The sequence below is a fragment of the Rhizobium sp. 05L419 genome, assembly GCF_056397845.1.
On the sequence record NZ_JBFTOF010000014.1, the window covers coordinates 60018 to 81296 of the forward strand.

The 21279-nt window shown below is 62.1% G+C and carries 22 protein-coding genes; 10 read left to right on the forward strand and 12 right to left on the reverse strand.

The features are described from left to right. Window positions 1-17: 17 nt before the first annotated feature. The 4 genes from guaD to AC1DMK_RS18230 form a co-directional block, all read right to left on the reverse strand. Window positions 18-1325: a guanine deaminase gene (gene guaD / locus AC1DMK_RS18215; protein WP_477860874.1), complete on the reverse strand. Its 1308-nt coding sequence runs from the start codon at window positions 1323-1325 to the stop codon at window positions 18-20. A gap of 138 nt (window positions 1326-1463) precedes the next feature. Then, window positions 1464-1883 carry a COG3650 family protein gene (locus AC1DMK_RS18220; protein WP_477860876.1) on the reverse strand — a complete coding sequence of 140 codons (420 nt, stop codon included), beginning with the start codon at window positions 1881-1883 and terminating at the stop codon, window positions 1464-1466. Between the two features lie 14 nt (window positions 1884-1897). Further along, on the reverse strand, window positions 1898-3142 hold the full coding sequence (puuD, locus tag AC1DMK_RS18225; RefSeq protein WP_477860878.1) for a urate hydroxylase PuuD: 1245 nt from the start codon (window positions 3140-3142) through the stop codon (window positions 1898-1900). Between the two features lie 70 nt (window positions 3143-3212). After that, window positions 3213-3581 carry a hypothetical protein gene (locus tag AC1DMK_RS18230; RefSeq protein WP_477860880.1) on the reverse strand — a complete coding sequence of 123 codons (369 nt, stop codon included), beginning with the start codon at window positions 3579-3581 and terminating at the stop codon, window positions 3213-3215. A 343-nt stretch (window positions 3582-3924) separates the two neighbouring features. On the opposite strand from AC1DMK_RS18230, the gene AC1DMK_RS18235 reads away from it, so the two are divergent. Further along, the gene (locus AC1DMK_RS18235; RefSeq protein WP_037058921.1) at window positions 3925-4257 is read left to right on the forward strand and encodes a hypothetical protein; all 333 of its coding nucleotides are present in this window, start codon (window positions 3925-3927) and stop codon (window positions 4255-4257) included. 10 nt (window positions 4258-4267) lie between these two features. On the opposite strand, the gene AC1DMK_RS18240 is transcribed toward AC1DMK_RS18235, so the two are convergent. The 5 genes from AC1DMK_RS18240 to AC1DMK_RS18260 all read right to left on the reverse strand — a co-directional run bounded on the left by AC1DMK_RS18240 (window position 4268) and on the right by AC1DMK_RS18260 (window position 11489). Next, complete coding sequence (locus AC1DMK_RS18240) at window positions 4268-5194, reverse strand: LysR substrate-binding domain-containing protein (RefSeq protein ID WP_477860882.1); 927 nt, start codon at window positions 5192-5194, stop codon at window positions 4268-4270. Window positions 5195-5452: 258 nt separating this feature from the next. Then, on the reverse strand, window positions 5453-6268 hold the full coding sequence (gene xdhC / locus AC1DMK_RS18245; RefSeq protein WP_037058779.1) for a xanthine dehydrogenase accessory protein XdhC: 816 nt from the start codon (window positions 6266-6268) through the stop codon (window positions 5453-5455). A 376-nt stretch (window positions 6269-6644) separates the two neighbouring features. After that, a complete protein-coding gene (xdhB, locus tag AC1DMK_RS18250) occupies window positions 6645-8984 on the reverse strand; it encodes a xanthine dehydrogenase molybdopterin binding subunit (RefSeq protein WP_037058777.1) in 2340 nt (779 codons plus the stop codon). Window positions 8985-9212: 228 nt separating this feature from the next. Then, window positions 9213-10679, reverse strand: a complete 1467-nt coding sequence (gene xdhA, locus AC1DMK_RS18255; RefSeq protein ID WP_477860884.1) for a xanthine dehydrogenase small subunit — start codon at window positions 10677-10679, stop codon at window positions 9213-9215. A gap of 33 nt (window positions 10680-10712) precedes the next feature. Next, window positions 10713-11489 carry a 3-hydroxybutyrate dehydrogenase gene (locus AC1DMK_RS18260; RefSeq protein ID WP_477860886.1) on the reverse strand — a complete coding sequence of 259 codons (777 nt, stop codon included), beginning with the start codon at window positions 11487-11489 and terminating at the stop codon, window positions 10713-10715. A 181-nt stretch (window positions 11490-11670) separates the two neighbouring features. On the opposite strand from AC1DMK_RS18260, the gene glpK reads away from it, so the two are divergent. Both glpK and AC1DMK_RS18270 read left to right on the forward strand, forming a co-directional pair. Next, window positions 11671-13164, forward strand: a complete 1494-nt coding sequence (gene glpK, locus AC1DMK_RS18265) for a glycerol kinase GlpK (protein WP_477860888.1) — start codon at window positions 11671-11673, stop codon at window positions 13162-13164. Window positions 13165-13227: 63 nt separating this feature from the next. Beyond that, entirely contained in the window at window positions 13228-13635 is a 408-nt protein-coding gene (locus AC1DMK_RS18270) for an OsmC family protein (protein ID WP_477860890.1), read from the forward strand. A 38-nt stretch (window positions 13636-13673) separates the two neighbouring features. Here AC1DMK_RS18270 and AC1DMK_RS18275 read toward each other — a convergent pair whose 3' ends face one another. After that, window positions 13674-14636 (reverse strand): hypothetical protein, encoded by a 963-nt coding sequence (locus AC1DMK_RS18275; protein ID WP_477860891.1) that lies wholly within the window; start codon window positions 14634-14636, stop codon window positions 13674-13676. A 105-nt stretch (window positions 14637-14741) separates the two neighbouring features. Further along, window positions 14742-14930, reverse strand: a complete 189-nt coding sequence (locus tag AC1DMK_RS18280) for a hypothetical protein (protein ID WP_477860893.1) — start codon at window positions 14928-14930, stop codon at window positions 14742-14744. A 218-nt stretch (window positions 14931-15148) separates the two neighbouring features. On the opposite strand from AC1DMK_RS18280, the gene AC1DMK_RS18285 reads away from it, so the two are divergent. From AC1DMK_RS18285 to map, 7 genes are all read left to right on the forward strand, one after another. Next, on the forward strand, window positions 15149-15592 hold the full coding sequence (locus AC1DMK_RS18285; RefSeq protein WP_037058919.1) for an SRPBCC family protein: 444 nt from the start codon (window positions 15149-15151) through the stop codon (window positions 15590-15592). Between the two features lie 160 nt (window positions 15593-15752). Further along, window positions 15753-16127: a YciI family protein gene (locus tag AC1DMK_RS18290; RefSeq protein WP_477860894.1), complete on the forward strand. Its 375-nt coding sequence runs from the start codon at window positions 15753-15755 to the stop codon at window positions 16125-16127. After that, window positions 16124-17383, forward strand: coding sequence for an RNA polymerase sigma factor (locus tag AC1DMK_RS18295; protein WP_477860896.1), 1260 nt, complete (start codon window positions 16124-16126; stop codon window positions 17381-17383). Before AC1DMK_RS18290 ends, AC1DMK_RS18295 begins: the two co-directional genes overlap by 4 nt. A 102-nt stretch (window positions 17384-17485) precedes the next feature. Continuing rightward, entirely contained in the window at window positions 17486-17953 is a 468-nt protein-coding gene (locus tag AC1DMK_RS18300) for an SRPBCC family protein (RefSeq protein WP_477860898.1), read from the forward strand. A 31-nt stretch (window positions 17954-17984) separates the two neighbouring features. After that, window positions 17985-18410 (forward strand): DoxX family protein, encoded by a 426-nt coding sequence (locus tag AC1DMK_RS18305; protein ID WP_037058761.1) that lies wholly within the window; start codon window positions 17985-17987, stop codon window positions 18408-18410. Between the two features lie 197 nt (window positions 18411-18607). Beyond that, window positions 18608-19669, forward strand: coding sequence for an LLM class flavin-dependent oxidoreductase (locus AC1DMK_RS18310; protein WP_477860900.1), 1062 nt, complete (start codon window positions 18608-18610; stop codon window positions 19667-19669). Window positions 19670-19776: 107 nt separating this feature from the next. Continuing rightward, window positions 19777-20535 (forward strand): type I methionyl aminopeptidase, encoded by a 759-nt coding sequence (map, locus tag AC1DMK_RS18315; RefSeq protein ID WP_037058756.1) that lies wholly within the window; start codon window positions 19777-19779, stop codon window positions 20533-20535. 107 nt (window positions 20536-20642) lie between these two features. Here map and AC1DMK_RS18320 read toward each other — a convergent pair whose 3' ends face one another. Next, entirely contained in the window at window positions 20643-21209 is a 567-nt protein-coding gene (locus tag AC1DMK_RS18320; protein WP_037058755.1) for a PadR family transcriptional regulator, read from the reverse strand. Window positions 21210-21279 lie beyond the last annotated feature (70 nt).

Genomic DNA, 21279 nt, shown 5'->3' on the forward strand with positions numbered 1-21279 from the left:
GTGCCGATCGCGGATGCCTAGATGCTGCTCTTCGCTGCCACGCCCGCCACATAGGTTTCGGCGATGGCCCGGTCGTCGCCCATCGTCTGCAGCAGGAAGAGTTCTTCGGCAAGCGTCTTCACCACTTCCATCTTCAGCGCCATGGCGGGGGTCGCGGCGGCGTCCAGCACGACGATGTCGGCGTCGGTGCCGGCTTCCAGCGTGCCGATCCTGTCGGCCAGCGACAGTGATTGGGCATTACCCAGCGTCATGTGGTAGTAGCTTTCCAGCGGGTTCAGCCGCTCGCCGAGAAGCTGCTGGATCTTGTAGGCCTCGTCCATGGTACGCAGCATGGAATAGCTCGAGCCGCCGCCGATATCGGTGGCGACGCCTACTCGCACCGGCCTTTCGCGCCGCGCCAATGCCTTCAGCGGAAACAGGCCGGATCCAAGGAAGAGGTTCGATGTCGGGCAGTGTACGGCGACCGCGCCTGCCTCGCTCATCGCGTCCGCCTCACGCTCAGAGAGGTGGATGCAGTGCCCGAAGAGCGTCCTGTCGCCAAGCAGGCCGTAGCGGGCGTAGATATCGGTGTAATCGATCGCTTCCGGATAGAGCTCGCAGGTGTATCTGATCTCGTCGTGATTTTCCGAGAGGTGCGTCTGGATGTGCAGTTCGGGAAATTCACGGGCGAGCGCCTGCGTCGCTTCCATCTGCGCCGGCGTCGAGGTGATGGCGAAGCGCGGCGTAATGGCGACATGGTTGCGGCCCTTGCCGTGCCAGTCAGATATCACCTGCCGCGTTTCGTCGTAGCCCATCTGAGGCGTGTCGAGCAGGCCTTGCGGGGCGTTGCGGTCCATCATCACCTTGCCGCCGACCATGCGCATGTTGCGTCTCATCGCCTCGGCGAAGAAGGCGTCGGCGGAGGTCTTGTGGACGGAGCAATAGGCGACGGCCGTCGTCGTGCCATGGCGGACGAGCTCGTCGTAAAAATGCGTGGCGATCCTCTGCGCGTGCGCGGTTTCGACGAAGCGGCACTCCTCGGGGAAGGTGTAGGTATTCAGCCATTCCAGGAGGTTTGCGGCATAGGAGGCGATGACCTGCATCTGCGGGAAATGCAGGTGCATGTCGATGAATCCGGGCATGATGAGATGCGGGTGGTGGTCGATCGTTACTGCCTCGGCCGGTGCTTCGGCGCTGACCTGGTCATACGGGCCGGACGCGACGATCAGGCCGTTTGCGATGAGCAGCCCGCCATCGCTTTCATAGAGGTAGCTCTCGGTGTCCGTCAGGCTCTGCGGGGAGCGCAGGAAAGACAGCAGTCGGCCGCGGAGAAGGGTGTGTGTCATGGGCTCTGCCTTTTCTTGCGGTTGCATGCTGCAGTTCCTGCACCGGCTCGCTGCCGCGCGCTGCGTTGCTATGTTGAACCGACATGGGATCTCCAACTCGATCCCGATCTTCGGGTCGGCTTGATCTTCGGGTTGCCCTCAGGGCGCCGGTTGGGCGGCAATCGCCGCTGGCGTGTCGGCGCAGCCGTATAGGGTCTTGTCCTGAAATGCCAGGACCGCCTTGGATGCGTAGTGGCGATCGGACATTCCGTCGGAGCAGGCCCCTTTCGTCAGCGTCAGCGTGAGGGGAGCCGATCCGCCTGCGATCGTCCAGGTGGCCGTATCCTGCGCGATGACAGCTCCCGGGTTCGCATTCCTGACGTCGTCCTCCCCCAGACGGCTGAAGGTCAGGCTGTCCGCGCGGATCGTCACGGCCCAGAAGGGTTCCGTCCCGAGCGCATTGAGGTCGCCGGAAAACTCGCCTGCCGCCGCAGGAGCATCGGCCCCCACCGCATCGGCAATGCACGGGCCCGATATGGCCAGAGCAGATGCCAGGAGCGTGATACGGAGGGCTGACATGATCGGTGTTTGCCTTATTCCTGTTTGCCTTCGACGGCGCTTTCGAACCAGGCGACCAGCAACTTGCGTTCGTCCGGCGTGATGTCGGTCACATTGCCGGGCGGCATGGCGTGGCTGCGTCCTGCCTGTATATAGATCTCGCGCGCATGAGCGGCAATTTCCGCGTCGGTTTCGAGGACGACGTCCTTCGGCGGCCGCGCCAGCCCCTCATATACAGGCTCGGCTGCGTGGCACATGGAACAGCGCGTCGAGACGAGCTGCTTGACGGCGGGGAAATGTGCATCGCCGGCGAACTGCTGGAAGGCAGGAGCCACGGTTTCTGCCGCGGCATCCTTCTCCCCTGTCAGCACCTTCGGCACGGTCGAAAGCCACATGATCAGGATGAAGATGATGACGGTGGCGATCCACGTCCACGTCGGGCGACCCTTGCGGGCATGCGTGGTGTTGAACCAGTGGCGGATGGTGACGCCCATCAGGAAGACCAGTGCTGCAATCACCCAGTTGTAGGCGGTGCCGAAGGCCAGCGGATAATGGTTCGACAGCATGAAGAAGATGACGGGCAGCGTCAGGTAGTTGTTGTGGAGCGAGCGCTGCTTGGCAATCGCGCCGTACTTCGCATCCGGTGTGCGGCCGGCGATCAAATCGGCGACGACGATCTTCTGGTTGGGGATGATGATCATGAAGACGTTGGCCGACATGATCGTCGCCGTAAACGCGCCGAGATGCAGGAAGGCGGCGCGGCCGGTGAAGAGCTGGGTATAGCCCCATGCCATGAAGACGAGCACTGCATAGAGCACGATCATCAGGCCCCAGGTGTTCCGGCCGATCGGCGACTTGCAGAGCAGGTCGTAGACGATCCAGCCGACGGCGAGCGAGGCCAGCGAAATCAGGATGGCGACGGGAGCACTGACGTCGAGCACGTGGCGATCGATGAGGAAGAGGTCGGCGCCGCCGTAATAGACGATACAGAGCATCAGGAAGCCGGAAAGCCAGGTGAAATAGCTCTCGTACTTGAACCAGGTCAGATGCTCCGGCATCTGAGCCGGGGCCACCAGGTACTTCTGGATGTGGTAGAAGCCGCCGCCGTGGACCTGCCATTCCTCGCCATAGGCGCCCGGCGGAAGATGCGGGCGCTTCACCAGGCCGAGATCGAGCGCGATGAAATAGAACGACGAGCCGATCCAGGCGACCGCGGTGATGACGTGGAACCAACGGGCGGCAAAAGCCAGCCAATCCCACGCTATGGCGTATTCATACATTCAGGTCCCCTATTCTTCCTCCGATTCAGCACCATGCAAAAAGTTGGGCCCGGAGGAAAGGGGGAACGCCTCATTCGGCGCTCTTCCCCAGGCTGATATAGGTGCGACCGTCCTTCTGCGTTTTCGCAAACCTTGCCGCGTTGCCATCGACGCACGATGCCGGCATGAAGTGCTCGGGCAGTTCGCCGATAGGCGGCGGTTGCGTCTCCGAAGGCAACAAGAGATCAAGCGTCGCGGAACGCGTAAAGCGCAGCACCTCTATATCGGCGCTTCGCACGAGAACGAGTGCCCAGTCGCTTTCGTCGCCGACGTATGCGATGTCAGAGAGATGCGCATTGATCCTGTCGCGCACGGGAACGTTTTGGTACAACTTGTCCTGATAGGGTCCCAAGACGCACAGGCTGTCGAAGCGCTGTTCCAAGAGTGCATGAGCCGGCATCGTCTCTCCCACCTTAAGCCTCTTGAAGTCAACGGGGTTCGAATGAAAATAGCTTAGGGCCGTAGCGTTCGCCGATGCTGCGAACAGAATGGAAACGGCAAATAAGATAGCTCGCATGAACACTCCACATCGCGTTGCAGCGCACGATCACATCATAGCGATGTATATTAGCGGTTGCATTTCGTCCATGCATTTGCCGCTTCCATTTCCTATGCATGCTTCACTTTGAATTTTAGCAGTCCTTGAAATGTTAAGACTCGGTTACACTTTCGTTTGAGGCCGCCGGGTTGAGGTGGAGATCGCTTTGCTCACGACGGCGCATTCATCGACGGAGAAGATGCCGATGCGCAGCATTCTTGTGTTTTTGATGATTGCCTTTGCGACATGTGTCGAAGCACACGACGCTCCTTCCGGCTGGAGTTACGAACCCTTCTGTTGCAATGGCGACAACGAGACCGGTGATTGCCAGATGATCCCTTCCAAGAGCGTGGCGGTTACGCCGCGGGGCTACCGCGTGACGCTGCTGCCGGGCGATCATCGTCTCGTCACCCATGCCCATGTCTTTCTGCTGCCGATGACCAAGGCGATGAAATCAGGGGACGGCGACTACCACCTCTGCCTGTTTCCGAACGAGGACACGCCTCGTTGCTTCTATGCGCCGGAGATGGGGTATTAGGCAGACGGAGCTATGAGGCCTGATCCGGCGTGACGTTCATGTGCTCAACAATCCAGTTTCGGAAGGCCTTGATCTTCGGGACGTTGCGGCGGCTTTCGGGATAGGCGAGCCAGTAATCCACGCCATCGTTGCAGACGAGCGGAAAGGGCTGCAGAAGCCGTCCGGCGGCAAGATCGTCTCGGTAGAATTCCGGCGTCAGGATTGCGGCGCCTTGCCCGGCAATCGCGGCGCTCGCCTCGAAGGACTGCGCACCAAGCCGGCTGCGCGGGCGGCCGGCGAGGTCTGGATCAGACACGCCCGCGGCTTCGAACCATACCGCCCACCAGGGATCGCCGGCATCGATGATCCTGAGCTTCAGCAGGTCGGCAGGATCTTTGACCCCGCCGATGCTCTCTGCAAGCCCAGGGCTCAGCATCGGCGTGAAATCGACCTTCATCAACCGATGGGCGGCCAGACCCAACCAATCGCCCTTGCCGCTTCTGATCGCGACGTCCGCCGGCTCACGCGTGAAGTCGATCAACGTATCCGAGGTCATCAAGCGTACGGCGATGTTTGGATGCCGCAGTTGGAACGAGCCCAAATTCCGCGCCAGCCACTGCGAGGCGAATGTCGGTGTGGAGTGGATGATCAGCGTTTCCTCGACGGCTTCGCGCACCGATGCCATCGCATCGCTCAGCATGGCGAAGGCTTCCGTCACCTTCGGTGCCAGCCTTATGCCAGTGTCCGTCAGGCTGATCTGACGCGGGCGGCGCAGGAAAAGCGGTTCGCCGATATTCTCTTCCAGCAGCTTCACCTGATAGCTGACGGCGGTCTGGGTCATGCCGAGCTCCTCGCCGGCTTTTGTGAAACTGCCGAGCCGGGCGACTGCCTCGAATACGCGCAAGGCGTTGAGCGGGAACTGCTTCGACAGTTTCATGGATAAGTTCTCTTTATGCATGCAGACGGATGTTCGATTGGAATTGCAGCATTTTATTCCGCAGACTGCAAGCCAAGACAAAGATTATCGAGGGGATGTCATGGACTGCGCTGCTATTGAACAGGCTGAGAAGACAACAGCGACCAGGCCCTCTCTATGGCTTTGTGATCTCGCCAGGACCGTTGTACGTCGCATCATACGACGGGAGAGGCTGTATCTGGAAGGCATGCCGGATCGCGTCAAGCGTGACCTCGGCTTCATGGACGGCCGCGAGCCACGCTACGAGGCGGAGCCCTGGAGGTAGGCCCCAAGCGCGGTGAGGATTTCGGCGGCGGTCATGGCGGCGATCACCTCCGGCCGCTTGTCCCTGACCGCGGTGCCGCCGATCGGCAGCGTCAGCCGGTCGAGCCATGACTTCTCGCCGCCACCCTCGCGCGCAAGCCAGCTGGCGAATGTGGCGCGCTTGGTGGCTGAGCCGATCATGCCGGCGTAGGCGAGATCGGTGCGCGACAGGGCCTCGCGAGCGATCAGGAAATCCAGCGCATGGTCGTGGGTCAAGATCACCACCGCGGCGCCGGCGGGCATGTCCTTGACCAGCGCTTCCGGCATCGGCACCAGACGCGTCGCGGTATCGGCCGGCAGATTGGCAAGCTCGCCCTCACGGGTTTCGACGACGGTGACGGAAACGGGCAAGGGCGCAAGTGCCGCAGCCAGAGCCCTGCCGACATGGCCGGCGCCGAAGAGGTAGACCTCCGGCAGGTGTTCGGCTTCGCCGCTTCGTCTTCTCTCCAGTGCCGAAACGATCGCATCCGTGACGCGGCGGAAGCGCAGCTGCGTCCGCCCACCGCAGCACTGGCCGATCTCCGGGCCGAGCGGAATGTCCATCGTCTGCGTACCGCCGCTTCCATCGAGCAATTGTCGCGCATTGCGGATCGCCATGTACTCGAACTGCCCGCCGCCGATCGTGCCGCAGATGGCGTGGTCGCAGACCAGCATGAAGGTCCCGGCCTCCCGCGGCGTCGAACCTTGGGTGGCGGTGATCTCGACGATGATGGATAACGGGTTGGCGGCGAGGAATGCGCGGAAGTCAGTCATGGAAGCGTGCCGAGGTTGCTTGGTTTCGGCCGCACAGGCGGCGCGCCCTCATCTGCCTGCGGGCATCTTCTCCCCCGTGGGGAGAAGAGACTTGTGGCGAGCGCCGCATTCTCTTGTCTCCCTTTGAACGGAAAAAGAGGTAAGTTACGGATATCGGACGATCTTTCTTCGGGAGGAGAAAGCCGGGGGACGTGCCGCGGTCTCCCTCTTCTCCCCAACAGGAAGAAGATTGCCCGAAGGGTCGGATGAGGGGCCGTGGTTTGGCGGCACCATCAATGCTTTGCCCGTGAGGAACGATCGCAGGATAGAATCTCACGATCTCATCCCGCACGAACATCCGGAGCGGTTGAGGTCGCTTCACCCCGGCAGCCATCGCTCACACCTTCTTCATCCGCTCGACGGCCATAAGCACGCGCTCCGGTGTTGCAGGGGCGTCGAGTTGCGGGCAGACCTTGTAGTCGGCGACGCTGGCGACGGCCATGGAGAGGGCTTCCAGCACCGAGATCGCCAGCATGAGGGGCGGCTCGCCGACTGCCTTGGAGCGGCCGATGGTGGCCTCGGCATTGGTGGACCATTCGGCCAGCTGGACGTTGAAGATCTTCGGCCGGTCGGAGGCAAGCGGGATCTTGTAGGTGGACGGAGCATGCGTGCGCAGCCGCCCCTCGTCATCCCACCAGAGCTCTTCCGTCGTCAGCCACCCCATGCCCTGCACGAAGGCGCCCTCGACCTGGCCGATGTCGATGGCCGGGTTCAGGGAGCGGCCGACATCGTGGAGGATGTCGGTGCGGTCGATCAGGTATTCGCCGGTCAGCGTGTCGATGGAGACTTCGGTGCAGGAGGCGCCGTAGGAATAGTAGTAAAACGGCGTGCCGCGGCCGGCGGCGCGATCCCAGTGGATCTTCGGCGTCTTGTAGAAGCCGGCTGCCGAGAGCTGGACACGTGCAAAATAGGCCTGCTTGATGAAGTCGGGGAAGGGGATTTCCGTGTCGCCGACGCGCACACGGTTCGGCAGGAAGATCACGTTCGATGCGGGGACGCTCCATTTCTCGGCAGCAAATGCGACGAGCCGTTCCTTGATCTGGCGAGCGGCGTCGAAGGCTGCCATGCCGTTGAGGTCGGAGCCCGAGGATGCGGCTGTGGCCGACGTGTTCGGCACCTTGGCCGTCGTCGTCGCGGTGATCTTCACGCGCTCGATATCGACCTGGAAACTGTCGGCGAGAACCTGGGCGACCTTGGTGTAGAGGCCCTGGCCCATTTCGGTGCCGCCGTGGTTCAGGTGGATCGAGCCATCCTGATAGACGTGGACGAGAGCGCCTGCCTGGTTGAAGGCGGTCATGGTAAAGGAGATGCCGAATTTGACCGGCGTCAGCGCGATGCCCTTGCGGATATAGCGGCTGTCCCTGTTGAACGCCATGATCGCGTTGCGGCGTGCCTGGTAGTCCGACGACGCCTCAAGTTCCCCGACGATGCGCTCGAGGATGCTGTCCTCGACCTCCTGGTGATAGGGGGTCAACGTGCGGCCTGAGCCCGGCTCCCCATAGAAGTTCAGCTTGCGGACCTCGAGCGGATCCTTGCCGACGGCGTAGGCGATTTCCTCGATGAACCGCTCGGCGCCGAGCATCCCTTGCGGACCGCCGAAACCGCGGAAGGCGGTGTTCGATACGGTGTGGGTTTTCAGCGGCTTCGATGTGAGGTGCACATGCGGATAGAAATAGCTGGAATCGGCATGAAACAGCGCGCGGTCGGTGACCGGGCCGGAGAGATCGGAAGAAAAGCCGCAGCGGGCGGCGTAGGTCGCGTCAACTGCGTGGATCAGGCCTTCCTCGTCGAAGCCGAGTTCGTAGTCGACCAGGAAGTCGTGGCGCTTGCCGGTTGCCGTCATGTCCTCGTCGCGGTCGGGGCGGAACTTGACGGCGCGCTTCAGCCTCTTGGCGGCGATGGCGGCAAGTGCCGCAAACTGGTTGCCCTGCGTTTCCTTGCCGCCGAAGCCGCCGCCCATGCGGCGCACGTTCACGGTCACTGCGTTCGAGGGGATGTTGAGAACGTGGCCGACGATGTGCTGGATCTCGCTCGGGTGCTGGGTGGAAGACCAGACGGTCACGTCGTCATCCTCGCCGGGGATCGCCATGGCGATGTGGCCCTCGAGGTAGAAATGCTCCTGGCCGCCGATGCGCATCTGGCCTTTCAGCCGGCGCGGCGCATTGCCCATTTCCTCCTTCGCCTCGCCACGCTTCAGCGTCATCGGCGTGATGACGAGCGGGCTGCCGTTGGCAAGCGCGCCGTCGATGTCGCTCCAATGCGGCAGGTCGCGATACTCGATTTTCGCCTTGCGGGCCGCCCGACGGGCAATGTCGCGGGTTTCGGCGATGACGGCAAAGACCGGCTGGTTGTGGAATTCGACCTTGCCGACGGCGAGCAGCGGCTCGTCATGGCTGCCATTCGAGCTGACGTCGTTGACGCCCGGAACATCCTTGCCCGTAAAGACCCAGACGACGCCGGGTGTTGCCGCGACCTCCGACAGATCCATGCCTGTTATTTCGGCGTGTGCCCGGTCGGAGAGGCCGAGCGCACCGTGTAGCAGGCCCGCGGGTTCCGGCAGGTCGTCGATGTAGTCGGCCGTACCGGTGACGTGCTTATGAGCGGAATCGTGTCGGACAGATCCGTGCATCGGGCCTGAGATGACGACTTTCGGATCCGCGAAGGTGGATTTATCCATGGGATGGACCTCCGATCACTGCCGCACTGAGAGCCGCTCCCTTTGCCATTCCGGTGCTTGTCACGGGAATCCAGCCACGGCGCGCCTGCGCCGCGAGGGAGCAAGGCTTTCCCCACCAAGAGGCTTTCATGCCCAAAGACCTGGGCATGCTGGATTCCTGTGACGAGCACAGGAATGGGGGAGGTGTACGGGGCAGGCGACAGCTTGCACTGAGGGTCATGTCAGCCATCACGCCACCTCCTCGAAACGCTTCAGTTCCGCTGGTGTGCCCGAGGTTTCGAGGTAGAAGCGCATCAGCAGGTTCTTCGCCGTCAACCGGCGGTATTCAGCCGACGCGCGCCAGTCGCTGAGCGGCTGGTAGTCGGCCTCGAATGCGTCGCGGGCGGCTTCGATCGTCGCCTCGTTCCAGGGCCTGCCCATCAGCGCCGTCTCGACGGCGCGGGCGCGCTTCGGCGTCCCGGCCATGCCTCCGAAGGCGATGCGGATGTCATTGACATCGCCTTCGGTGTCCAGCGTCAGATAGAAGGCGCCGAGCACGGCGGTGATGTCTTCGTCACGGCGCTTGGTGATCTTGTAGACGGCGAATTGCGTGTCTTCGGCAGGGTAGGGCACGAAGACGCTCTCGACGAATTCGCCGGGGCGCCGGTCCTGCTTGCCGTAGTCGATGAAGAAGTCCTCGAGCCGTAGCATACGGGTGCCGGAAACGGAGCGTAGCTTGACGGTGGCGCCGAGCGCGATCAGCGGCGGCGGGCTGTCGCCGATCGGCGAGCCGTTGGCGACGTTGCCGCCGATCGTGCCCATGTTGCGGACCTGTTCGCCGCCGATCCGGTCGATCAGGCGGCCGAGCGTCGGCACCTTGCGGGCGATGGCGTCAAAGGCACGGCTGTAGGTGACGCCGGCGCCGATGGTGAGGCCGCCTTCGCCGGCGGTGATCGACTGCAATTCCGGCAAATGATTGATGAAGACGACCGGGTCCAGCGCGCGCATCTGCTTGGTGACCCAGAGGCCGACGTCGGTGGATCCGGCGACGATAGTGGCGTCCGGCTCCTCGGCGAGGACCCTTGCCAGCGCCTCTTCCGAGTTTGGCACGATCAGCCGGCCTTCGCCCGAGGCGATCGATATGGTGTCGCCACCCTTCATCGCCCAAAGGCGGGCAACAATGTCGGAGCGGGTCCGTTCCAGCGGATCGAAAATGGCGCTCGGGCGGGCGCGGCTCACCTGCTCGGCAGCCTTGACGATCGGCTCATAGCCGGTGCAACGACAGAGATTGCCTTGCAGCGCCTTTTCGATGTCGGCCCGGCTCGGCGTCTCGTTGGAGAGCCAGAGACCGTACAACGACATGACAAAGCCCGGCGTGCAGAAGCCGCATTGCGAACCGTGGCAATCGACAATGGCCTGCTGCACCGGATGCAACGTGCCGTCCCTGGCCGCCAGGTGTTCGATGGTCACGACATGGGTGGCGTTCAGCGAGCCCACGAAACGGATGCACGCGTTCACCGATTCATAGGCGAGCTTGCCGTCGATCAACCGACCGACGAGGACGGTGCAGGCGCCGCAGTCGCCTTCCGCGCATCCCTCCTTCGTGCCCGTCAGCCGGCGCTTCAACCGGAGAAAGTCGAGAAGCGTCTCGGTGGGTCGGACGTCTCGCAGCGAAATGTCCTCGCCATTCAGGATGAAGCGGATGCTGTCGTTCATGATGTTCCTTGTTTTTTATCGTTTTTTTGAAGGTTATGCCGCCGTCCAGCCACCGTCAATCGAGATGTGAGTGCCGGTGACCTGACGGGCGTCGTCGCCGGCGAGATAGAGAGCCAGTGCACCAATCTCTTCCGCCTTGACGAATTCGTGCGTCGGCTGGGCCTTGAGGATCACCTCGGTCTTGACCTGTTCCTCGGTCATGCCGCGCGCCCTGGCCGTATCCGGTATCTGTTTTTCGACCAACGGGGTCAGCACATAGCCCGGGCAGATGGCGTTTACCGTGACGCCGAATTCCGCAAGCTCCAAGGCTGCCGTCTTCGTTAGGCCTAATATACCATGTTTTGCCGCAACATAGGCCGATTTGAACGGCGAAGCCACAAGTCCATGGGCAGACGCGATGTTGATGATGCGGCCCTGCTTCTTCGCCTTCATCAGCGGTATGGCGGCCCGCATCGTATGAAACGAGCTGGACAGGTTGATGGCGATGATCTGGTCCCACTTGTCGATCGGGAAGTCCTCGATCTTCTCGACATGCTGGATGCCGGCATTGTTGACGAGCACATCGACCGAACCGAAAGTCCCGGCCGCCGTGCCGATCAGGTCGGCGATCTCGGCCGGCCTGCTCATGTCGGCAGGATGGTAGATCGCCTTTACTTTCGACGCTGATTCAAGACGCTCGATTATCGCCTTGATTTCCTCGGGTTTTCCGAAGCCGTTGATGACGACGTTGTCGCCCTTGCCGGCAAAGGCTGCGGCGATCGCAAGCCCGATGCCGCTGGTGGATCCGGTGACGACAACTGTTCTGGCCATGCTCTTCTCCCGATGCGCAATCTGCGGTGCACCCGCATCTGAGGTTATGCGCAAAGCGGCTGCACTGGCAATTGTGTTCCCGCGCAAATCTCTTGTGTCGAAACGAGCACGGGGCGCTTTCCTCGCCTGCGCCGCTGTCCTATTGATTTGATGCAATAATCACGATGCGGGGAGGACTGGTATGAGCGGATATGTTCTGGCGATCGATCAGGGAACGACGTCGACGCGGGCAATCGTGTTCGATGGCGAGATGAAGATCGCAGGTGCGGGACAGAAGGAGTTCACGCAGTTCTATCCGCGCTCCGGCTGGGTCGAGCATGATCCCGAGGAAATCTGGGATTCGGTCGTTTCCACGATCAAGATGGCGATCCGCGAGGCGAGGATCGAGGCAAAGGACATCGCGGCACTCGGCATCACCAACCAGCGCGAGACGGTAGTCGTCTGGGAGCGCGACAGCGGCAGGCCGATCCACAACGCCATCGTCTGGCAGGACCGCCGCACGGCGGGCTATTGCGACAAGCTGAAGAAGCAGGATCTCGAAAAGACGTTCACCAAGAAGACCGGACTGCTTCTCGATCCGTATTTCTCCGGAACCAAGCTTTCATGGATGCTCGCCAATGTGAAGGGTGCGAGGGCGCGCGCCGCCAAGGGCGAGCTTTGCTTCGGCACCATCGATACCTTCCTCATCTGGCGCCTGACGGGCGGCAAGAGCTTCGCGACCGATGCGACCAATGCATCGCGCACGCTGATGTACAACATTGCCGACAACAGGTGGGACAAGGACCTGCTGGACATTCTGCGTGTTCCCGCAGCGATGCTGCCGGAGGTGAAGGACTGCGCCGACGATTTCGGCGTCACCGATCCCAATATCCTCGGTGCCGCGATCCCGATTCTCGGCGTTGCCGGCGACCAGCATGCGGCGACGATCGGGCAGGCCTGCTTCGAGCCCGGGATGATGAAATCCACATACGGCACCGGCTGTTTTGCGCTGCTGAATACCGGCGGCGATATCGTCCGCTCCAGGAACCGGCTTCTGACGACCATCGCCTACCGGCTGAACGGCGAGACCACCTATGCGCTCGAAGGTTCGATCTTTATTGCCGGCGCCGCCGTGCAGTGGCTGCGCGACGGTCTGGGCATCATCGACAGCGCCTCGCGAACCGGGGAGCTCGCCGACCAGGCGGATCCGACGCAGGAGGTTTATCTGGTGCCCGCCTTCACCGGTCTGGGTGCACCGCACTGGGATGCGAACGCCCGCGGCGCGATCTTCGGACTGACGCGCAACAGCGGTCCGCGGGAGTTTGCCCGCGCGGCACTGGAGGCGGTCTGCTACCAGTCCCGCGACCTGCTCGATGCCATGCACAAGGACTGGAAGGGCGGCGTGGACAGCACGGTCCTGCGCGTCGACGGCGGCATGGTGGCTTCCGACTGGACGATGCAGCGGCTTGCCGACATTCTCGATGCGCCCGTCGACCGGCCGGTGATCCTGGAGACCACCGCTCTCGGCGCAGCGTGGCTCGCCGGCAGCAAGGCGGGTGTGTGGCCGGATCGCGCAGGCTTTGCCAAGAGCTGGAAGCGAAACCGCCGCTTCGAACCCGACATGGACGAGAAGACGCGTGCGGCGAAGCTCAAGGGCTGGCGGAGTGCGGTGAAGCGCACGCTTGCAGATGGATGATGCTGTGTTTGATGTTGAGTCTTGCGCCCCGATTTCCAAGGGCCCCAAGCAGAGGGGACTGCCATGGTTGCGATAACGGTCGAGTTGCGAAATGTGGAAGGCACGCAGGCGGCGATGGGATGGGCGGGCGCCCACACGATTGTCGTCGATCGGCCGGAGGGTAAGGCCGGCGGACAGGGGCTCGGTTTTAACGGTGCACAGCTTCTGGCGCTGGCGCTTGGCGGATGCTTCTGCAACGACCTGCGTTACGTGGCCGACGAGATGGGGATCGCGCTGGGAAAGATATCGGTCTCTGTGACCGTTGAGCTCGAAGGCAGTCCGCTGATCACCAAGTCGGCCATCATGCGAGTTGCCTGCGAGACGCAGGATGGTTCCAGTGCCGATGCCGTCGTCGGGCGGGCAAAAGCGGTCTCGATGGTCAGCAACTCGCTGCGACGCGGCGTTGCGGTTTCTGTCGAGCATGCAGTCTAGCTGCCCGCGCGCGGGGGCCTTGGCAGGGAACGGCGACTTTACCGAAGCAGCCAGGGGGTCGCGGTGCTCCAGAAGATCGCGTCGGCGCCGAGATAGTCGCCGGCAAAGGTGGTGAACTCGGCCCTGGTGAAGGGCTTTCCGGTTTTAGGGTTCTTGTAGGTCAAGGTCGGCTCCTGCACGGCGAGGCCGACGAAGGCGAGCTTGCCCTTGTATTTGTTGAAGAACGGGTAGGAATTCTTCATCTGGCCCTTGCGGTAGGGCACGATATCGGGGCCGCCGAGGCCGATGTCGTTGTTTGCGGCGAAATCGAAGAGCCTGCCCATATAGTTGTGGTCGTTGTCCCATTCGCAGGGCCAGAAGTTGACGTACTGGACGACCTTGCTCTTGCGGAAGGCCTTGCGGGCGAAGGCGAGGTTTTCCATTTCGCCCTGGAAATAGGCGTCGCAGCTATAGCCTACCGGCTCGTGCTTCGGATCGAGGTCGATTGCCGTTTCCGGCAGGTTGACACCATAGATATCTCCGTCGAATTTCTCGGCCAGCGCCTTCAGCAGGGCCTGATAGCGCTCTCTCACGGGCGGGTTCCATTGCTGCGCCACCCAGCCGGAGCCGACGGGCTTGTTTTCGCCGGGATTGTCGAACTGGGCAGTGAGGCCGCCGCCGTATTCCGGATCGGTCATGAGGTAGCCGGGCACGTACCTCGCCTCGGGCTCGAAGAAGCGGTCCTGGATCTGGATGAAGAGCTTCTTGTTCAGGCCCTTGACGATGGCAAGGTCGGCCTCAATGGCGGAAAAGTCGTACTGCCCCTTGCCGGTTTCGAGCTTGCGCCAGTTGTAGACGATCTGCACGCCGCCGATATCGGGGCGGCCGACAAAGGCGCCGGCCGCCTGGAGATCGCCCGAACTCGTGTAGATGAAATTCTCCGGAGCATTGCCGGCAATCGCGGTGCCGTGCATGCCAACCATCAGGGCGCAGGCGGCAATCAGGCGGGGTAGCGTCTTCATTTCTTGCCTCGACATTTGACACTGCGGTTTGGCGCCGACGGCGATCGGCCGCAGAGCAATCCGGGGCAAAGTGGGCGGCTTGATGGCGAGCCGGGTGGCCCGAAACTAGAACCTGGCAATTATCGCATGAACCGCGACGATCGCGAGAAAGGCAACAACGACAAGTGCTGCGGCCCTGGCGACGAGACGGTTGGCTCTTGCCAGAACCTGGGGCCTGACGTCACGCTTGGGATTGATTTTGTGCCGTCGCTTGTGGGTAGCAGGGGTTTGGGAGGATTTCTTGCCTTCAGCCATCGTCGCCTCTTTGGCAGCAGTTGCTGGATCCAATCTAGCATGAAAGCGGGGTGGTGCGCGCCACGGCCAGTTGATCCAAGTCGCCGGGGTCCCGCGTCGAACGCCGCAGTGCGAGGCCGCCTAATTTACTTCCATAAAAAATCGATCCCGTGTCGGATTGGCAAAACATGCTTCGTCATTAGGATAGTCCACACCGTCAATTCAAAAGGATGATGATCATGGCGAATACCGTACACTTGCACCGCGTTCTGGCAACCAGTCCAGACAAGGTCTACCGCGCTTTCCTCGAGCCGGATGCCCTCGCCAAGTGGCTCCCGCCCAACGGCTTTGCCTGCACAGTGCATGGCCTGGAAGCAAGGGTCGGCGGCAAGTTCAAAATGTCCTTCCGGAACTTTACAACGGGCAAAAGCCACGCGTTTGGCGGCGAATATACCGAGCTCGTCGCAGGCGAACGGCTGCGCTACACAGACAGGTTCGACGACCCCAACCTGCCCGGTGAAATGGAGGTCACCGTGACGTTGAAAAAGGTGTCGGTCGGGACCGAGGTTGATATAACGCAGGCAGGCGTACCCGACGTCATTCCCCTGGAGGCTTGCTATCTCGGCTGGCAGGAGTCGCTTCGAAACCTGGCAAGGCTCGTCGAGCCGAAGATTGAGGAATAGCGCAGCAGGATCGAGCAAAGGCTGTCTGGGCGCGACACCGTCGGCGAGATGCGAAGTCGGCAGCGAACAGCGCGCATGTCCTTCAGGTCGTTCGCAAATTTTTGCTGCGCCGTGTCCGTTGTCGCGCTACTCCTTCGTCATTCAGGAAGAGGAGTAGGACATGCTTTATGCGATTCTTTGCTATGCCAATGAAGAGACGGTGTTCTCCTGGACCAAGGAGGAGGAGGACGCCGTGATGGCGAAGCTTTACGCCGTCCAGGAGCCCATCGCCAAGGCGGGCAAGCTCGGGCCGGTTGGCCGGCTGATGCCGACGACGGCGGCGACGACCGTGCGCAAGGGCAGGGAGGAGCCTCTGGTTCTCGACGGTCCGTTTGCCGAAACGAAGGAAGCGCTTCTTGGCTTCTATGTCGTCGATTTCGATACGCTGGAGGAGGCAGTCGCCTTTTCGAAGGAGCTTTCCGGCGTCAATCCCGGTTCCACCTCCTACGAAATTCGGCCGTTCTACGTCTTCAGGCCTGGAGAAACTTCGACATGACAGACATTGCCTGGATCGACGTGACGCTTTCCTCGGCCCGGCCGAAGGCGCTTGGCGCGCTGCTCAGGTACTTCCGCGACCTCGACATCGCGGAAGAGGCCTTTCAGGAGGCCTGCCTGCGCGCCATCCGCACATGGCCCGAAAAGGGGCCGCCGCGCGATCCTACGGCATGGCTGATCTTCGTCGGCCGCAACAGTGGCATCGATGCGGTGCGCAAGCGGTCGAAGACCCAGGCGCTGCCCGACGAAGACTTGATCTCCGATACGGGAGACGCAGAAAGCGATATCGCCGAGCGGCTGGACGATTCCAACTATCGAGACGATATCCTGCGGCTGCTGTTCATCTGCTGCCATCCGGACCTGCCTGCCACGCAGCAGATCGCGCTGGCGCTGCGCATCGTCTCCGGCCTTTCTGTGCAGCAGATCGCCCGCGCCTTTCTCGTCGGCGACAGCGCCATGGAGCAGCGCATCACGCGCGCCAAGGCCCGCGTCGCCAAGGCGGGCGTACCGTTCGAGACGCCCGATGCAGCCGAGCGCGCGGAACGGCTCTCGATCGTCAGCACGATGATCTATCTCGTCTTCAACGAGGGCTACAGCCAGGCGGATCCGAAGCACGAGGCCTGTGCCTTCAGTGGCGAGGCGATCCGTCTTGGCCGTCTGCTGCTGCGGATCTTTCCCGGCGAGCCCGAGATCATGGGGCTGCTTGCGCTGATGCTGCTACAGATCTCCCGCCGCGAGGCTCGCTTCGACGGCGAGAACGACATCGTCCTGCTCGAAGATCAGGACCGTTCGCTGTGGAACCTGGAACTCATCAACGAGGCCCTGGCGCTGCTCGACAAGGCGATCCGCCATCGCCAGCCTGGCCCCTATCAGTTTCAGGCGGCGATCGCGGCTCTGCATTCGCGTGCCAAGCGCGCCGAAGACACCGACTGGGAGGAGATCGAACTCCTCTACCGCGCTCTTGAACGCCTCCAGCCGTCGCCTGTGATCACGCTCAACCGCGCCGTCGCGGTGTCGAAGCTGCGGGGACCGGAGGAGGCCTTGAAGCTCGTCGAAACGCTTGCCGAGAAGCTCGACGGCTATTTCTACTATCACGGCCTGCGCGGCGGCCTGCTGAAGCAGATCGGCCGCGCCCGCGAGGCGCACGAAGCCTTCGACCGCGCCATTGCCCTTGCCCATTCGGCGGCGGAGGCGGCCCATATCCGCGGGCAGATCGACAGCCTGCAGAACGTGCCGGCGCTGCCTGCGGTGAAATAAATCGCGGAAAAACCCTGCGCCCCTGTCGGAACGGCAAGCCGTCCGACGTCCTTGCAACAACCTGACGCAAAACGGGTTTCGCTCAACAGAAGGAATGCTGAAATGACCGCCGACGCCGAACATGAGCTGGTCCTCGTCCGCGAATTCGATGCGCCGCGCGAGAAGATCTACAAGGCCTGGACCGATCCTGCCCTGATGAAGGAGTGGTTCGTGCCGCGCCCCTGGAGCGTCGCCGAGGCCACGCTCGACGTTCGGCCCGGCGGCGCCAATGTGATCGTCATGCGCAGCCCGGAGGGCCAGGAGTTTCCCAACCGCGGCGTCTATCTCGAAATCGTCGAGAACGAGAAGATCGTCTTCACAGACGCCTTCACCAGCGCCTGGATACCATCCGAAAAGCCCTTCATGACGGGCATCATTCTTCTGGAAGATCTCGGCAACGGCCGGACGCGGTACACCGCCAGGGCTGTGCATTGGACGGCCGAAGACAAGAAGACGCATGAGGAGATGGGCTTCCACGAGGGGTGGGGCAAATGCGCCGATCAGCTCGGCGAACTCCTCGCCAGGATTTGAATTTCAAGGTTCGAAACAGGGGGATGGATCCATGTCTGCAGTTGTTGATTCAAGCGTAGGTCTGCCGCGCTGGCAGACCGTCACCGGGACCGTCATGAGCGGCCTGGTCGTGGCGTTCCTCGTCTTCGACGGGGCAATCAAGATGGTGCCGATCGCACCTGTCACCGAAACGCTGACGGCGCTCGGCTATTCCGGCGACCCCACGCTTGCGCGCGGCCTCGGTGTCGTCACGCTCGTCTGCGCGCTGCTCTACGCCACGCCCCGGACGTCCGTGCTCGGGGCGATCCTGCTCACCGGCCTGCTCGGTGGAGCGATGGCCACGCACCTGCGAGTGGGGAGCCCGGTTTTCTCGCACCTGCTGTTTGGCCTCTACATGGGCCTCATCGCCTGGGGCGGACTTTATCTCCGGTATGAGGCCGTTCGCAGAATGATTCCGTTCAAGCGCCGAAGTGATTGATTCTGGATTCAAAAATTGCAGCCCTATCGCCGCGCGGGACACGCGGCGATAGACACCACACGTTTGATTGGTGAACGCGGCGCTGGGCACGATGGACCTAAGCCATCAACATTCTCGAACAATTCCTTCTAGAATTTGTATTTGCTCGCGCTCTGCTCCATCCTTATCTGAGGGAAGAATTGAACGGGATGCGAGCCATGGAACTGGGCCTTTATACTTTCGCGGACGTGAACCCCGATCCGAGCCGGAGCAGGGGCGCGGAAGGGGCCGAGCGGCTGAGGCATCTGATTGAGGAGATCGAACTGGCCGATCAGGTCGGGCTCKATGTCTTTGGGCTCGGCGAGCATCACCGGCCGGACTATGCGGCATCGGCGCCGGCTGTGGCACTTGCCGCCGCGGCAGTGAAGACGACGAACATCCGGTTGACGAGCGCAGTCACAGTGCTCAGCTCCGACGATCCGGTGCGGGTGTTCCAGCAGTTTTCGACGCTCGATCTTCTCTCCAATGGCCGCGCCGAGATCATGGCCGGCCGTGGCTCCTTCATCGAGTCTTTCCCATTGTTCGGCTTCAATCTCGAAGATTACGACCAGCTGTTCGAAGAAAAACTCGATCTGCTGATGGCGCTGCGGGATGGCGAGATGGTGACATGGTCCGGTGAGATGCGCCCGCCAATCAACAGCCGCGGTGTCTATCCGCGGCCGCTGCAGGATCCACTGCCGATCTGGATCGCTGTTGGCGGCACGCCGCAGTCGGTGGCGCGCGCCGGGGCGCTGGGGCTGCCGGTGGCGCTGGCGATCATCGGCGGTGAGCCGCGACGATTTGCGCCGCTCTTCGATCTCTACCGCGAGGCTGCTCGCCGGGCAGGGCAGGATGCGGCGAAGCTCAAGACCAGCATCAACGTCCACGGCTTCATCGCCGATACGACCGATGCGGCGGCCGATCAGTTCTACGGCCCGCAGGCCGAGGTGATGAACCGCATCGGCCGCGAGCGCGGCTGGGGTCCGACGAGCCGCGAGCATTTCGATATCTCCCGCGGCCCGAACGGCGCGCTCTTCATCGGCGACCCGGAACTCGTCGCCGAGAAGATCATCGCCCACCATCGCCTGTTCAAGAACGATCGCTTCCTGCTGCAGATGGCAATCGGGCTGATGCCTCACGACCAGATCATGCGCGGCATCGAGCTTTACGGCACGAAAGTCGCGCCTATTGTCAGAAAGGCATTGACTGACAGCGACGAAGGGGCGAAAGCCACCGCCTAAAGAAAGAGCATGATGCCGTAAAGGATGAGTTGGATTTCAACCGACGTCGTGCTCTCATTTTGACCGAGAGCCGGCCGACCGGCCCCGCGGAGGCCGGGAACCGATTCATGATCATCGAAAACGAAGACGAACTTCTCAAGCTGAAGGAAATCGGCCGAATCTGCGCCAATGCCCTGCAGATCATGGCGGATGCCCTTGAGCCCGGCATCTCGACGCTGGAACTCGACCAGATCGGCCGCAAGGTGTTGGAAGAGGCAGGCGCGCGTTCCGCGCCCGAGTTCTGCTACCAGTTTCCGGGTGCAACCTGCATCAGCGTGAACGAGGAGATCGCCCACGGCATCCCCGGGCCCCGCGTCATTCGGCCGGGCGATCTCGTCAATATTGATGTGTCAGCTGAAAAGGACGGTTTCTTTTCCGATACCGGAGCATCATTCAGTGTGCCCCCATCCAAGGCGAAGATCGAGAAGCTTTGCCGCGACGGCAAGCGCGCTCTCTGGGTCGGCCTCAACCAGGTGAAATCCGGCGAGCCGCTGGCCAAGATTGGCCAGGCGGTCGGCGCCTTTGCCGCCAGCAACCGTTATACGCTGGTCGCAAACCTTGCGAGCCACGGTGTCGGACGGTCGCTGCACGAGGAACCAGGCGAGTTGTCGACTTGGCCGGATCCCTCCGAAAAGCGGATCATGACCGATGGTCTCGTGTTCACCGTCGAGCCGTTCCTGTCGCTCGGCGCCACCTGGGCCGAGGGCGGAGACGACGCCTGGACGCTCTATGCCGATCCGCAGGCGCCGACTGTTCAGTACGAGCATACCGTGGTCGCCACGCGAAACGGACCGTTGATCCTGACGCTGCCGGACGCCGCGGCGTAGCGATCTGCTGCCAACGCGCGGTACGCAAACGCCGCCTTGCTCGCTCCGGTGGCCAGCACAGGAGCGAGATTTGCTGTTGGCGCCGCCGTCAGGCGTAGACGCCTGCATCAGTCGCGTTGCTTTGCCTGTAGAATCTCTGCGGCTGCGCGTTCCAGGATGCCGGCGATGCGCTTGGCTTCCTCCTTCGACCAGGGATAGCGCAGGCGCAGCGCCGATTTCAGCAGCATGCGGGCGGCTGCGACCTCGCTCTTGTCTTCCGGAAAGGCTTCCTCCTCACGCTCGCCGCCGCGGCTCTCGGGGTCGAATATGCGGCGCACATGCGCCATCTTGGCGCCAATGCCTTCCAGCTTTCCAAGCGTCATCTGGATCATGGAATTGTTTTCCTCGACCAGTTTGCGGCCGCTCTCGGTGATGCGGTAGAGCTTCTTCGTTCCTTCGCTTTCGACATCGGCCAGGCCTGTCTCTTCCAAATACGTCAATGCGGGATAGATGACGCCCGGGCTCGGCACATAGAAGCCGCCCGAACGCTCTTCCAGCAGCTTGATCAATTCGTAGCCGTGGCGCGGCTGCTCGCAAAGCAGGGCCAGGATCACCAGCTGCAGGTCACCGGCCGCGAACTTCCGCCCCATGCGAAAACCGCCGCCGCCCATCATTCCACCTCTAAAACCTCTCATAGGTCACTCCTTAGATGTATCGTTCACTATGTCGTAAAACATATGTCGTAAGATAATATGATTCAAGAGG

Bases quoted from the DNA above. Each gene is read 5' to 3' on its own strand.
- guaD (WP_477860874.1), bottom strand. From the start codon at position 1,325: ATGACACACACCCTTCTCCGCGGCCGACTGCTGTCTTTCCTGCGCTCC.
- AC1DMK_RS18220 (WP_477860876.1), bottom strand. From the start codon at position 1,883: ATGTCAGCCCTCCGTATCACGCTCCTGGCATCTGCTCTGGCCATATCG.
- puuD (WP_477860878.1), bottom strand. From the start codon at position 3,142: ATGTATGAATACGCCATAGCGTGGGATTGGCTGGCTTTTGCCGCCCGT.
- AC1DMK_RS18230 (WP_477860880.1), bottom strand. From the start codon at position 3,581: ATGCCGGCTCATGCACTCTTGGAACAGCGCTTCGACAGCCTGTGCGTC.
- AC1DMK_RS18235 (WP_037058921.1), top strand. From the start codon at position 3,925: ATGCGCAGCATTCTTGTGTTTTTGATGATTGCCTTTGCGACATGTGTC.
- AC1DMK_RS18240 (WP_477860882.1), bottom strand. From the start codon at position 5,194: ATGCATAAAGAGAACTTATCCATGAAACTGTCGAAGCAGTTCCCGCTC.
- xdhC (WP_037058779.1), bottom strand. From the start codon at position 6,268: ATGACTGACTTCCGCGCATTCCTCGCCGCCAACCCGTTATCCATCATC.
- xdhB (WP_037058777.1), bottom strand. From the start codon at position 8,984: ATGGATAAATCCACCTTCGCGGATCCGAAAGTCGTCATCTCAGGCCCG.
- xdhA (WP_477860884.1), bottom strand. From the start codon at position 10,679: ATGAACGACAGCATCCGCTTCATCCTGAATGGCGAGGACATTTCGCTG.
- AC1DMK_RS18260 (WP_477860886.1), bottom strand. From the start codon at position 11,489: ATGGCCAGAACAGTTGTCGTCACCGGATCCACCAGCGGCATCGGGCTT.
- glpK (WP_477860888.1), top strand. From the start codon at position 11,671: ATGAGCGGATATGTTCTGGCGATCGATCAGGGAACGACGTCGACGCGG.
- AC1DMK_RS18270 (WP_477860890.1), top strand. From the start codon at position 13,228: ATGGTTGCGATAACGGTCGAGTTGCGAAATGTGGAAGGCACGCAGGCG.
- AC1DMK_RS18275 (WP_477860891.1), bottom strand. From the start codon at position 14,636: ATGAAGACGCTACCCCGCCTGATTGCCGCCTGCGCCCTGATGGTTGGC.
- AC1DMK_RS18280 (WP_477860893.1), bottom strand. From the start codon at position 14,930: ATGGCTGAAGGCAAGAAATCCTCCCAAACCCCTGCTACCCACAAGCGA.
- AC1DMK_RS18285 (WP_037058919.1), top strand. From the start codon at position 15,149: ATGGCGAATACCGTACACTTGCACCGCGTTCTGGCAACCAGTCCAGAC.
- AC1DMK_RS18290 (WP_477860894.1), top strand. From the start codon at position 15,753: ATGCTTTATGCGATTCTTTGCTATGCCAATGAAGAGACGGTGTTCTCC.
- AC1DMK_RS18295 (WP_477860896.1), top strand. From the start codon at position 16,124: ATGACAGACATTGCCTGGATCGACGTGACGCTTTCCTCGGCCCGGCCG.
- AC1DMK_RS18300 (WP_477860898.1), top strand. From the start codon at position 17,486: ATGACCGCCGACGCCGAACATGAGCTGGTCCTCGTCCGCGAATTCGAT.
- AC1DMK_RS18305 (WP_037058761.1), top strand. From the start codon at position 17,985: ATGTCTGCAGTTGTTGATTCAAGCGTAGGTCTGCCGCGCTGGCAGACC.
- map (WP_037058756.1), top strand. From the start codon at position 19,777: ATGATCATCGAAAACGAAGACGAACTTCTCAAGCTGAAGGAAATCGGC.
- AC1DMK_RS18320 (WP_037058755.1), bottom strand. From the start codon at position 21,209: ATGAGAGGTTTTAGAGGTGGAATGATGGGCGGCGGCGGTTTTCGCATG.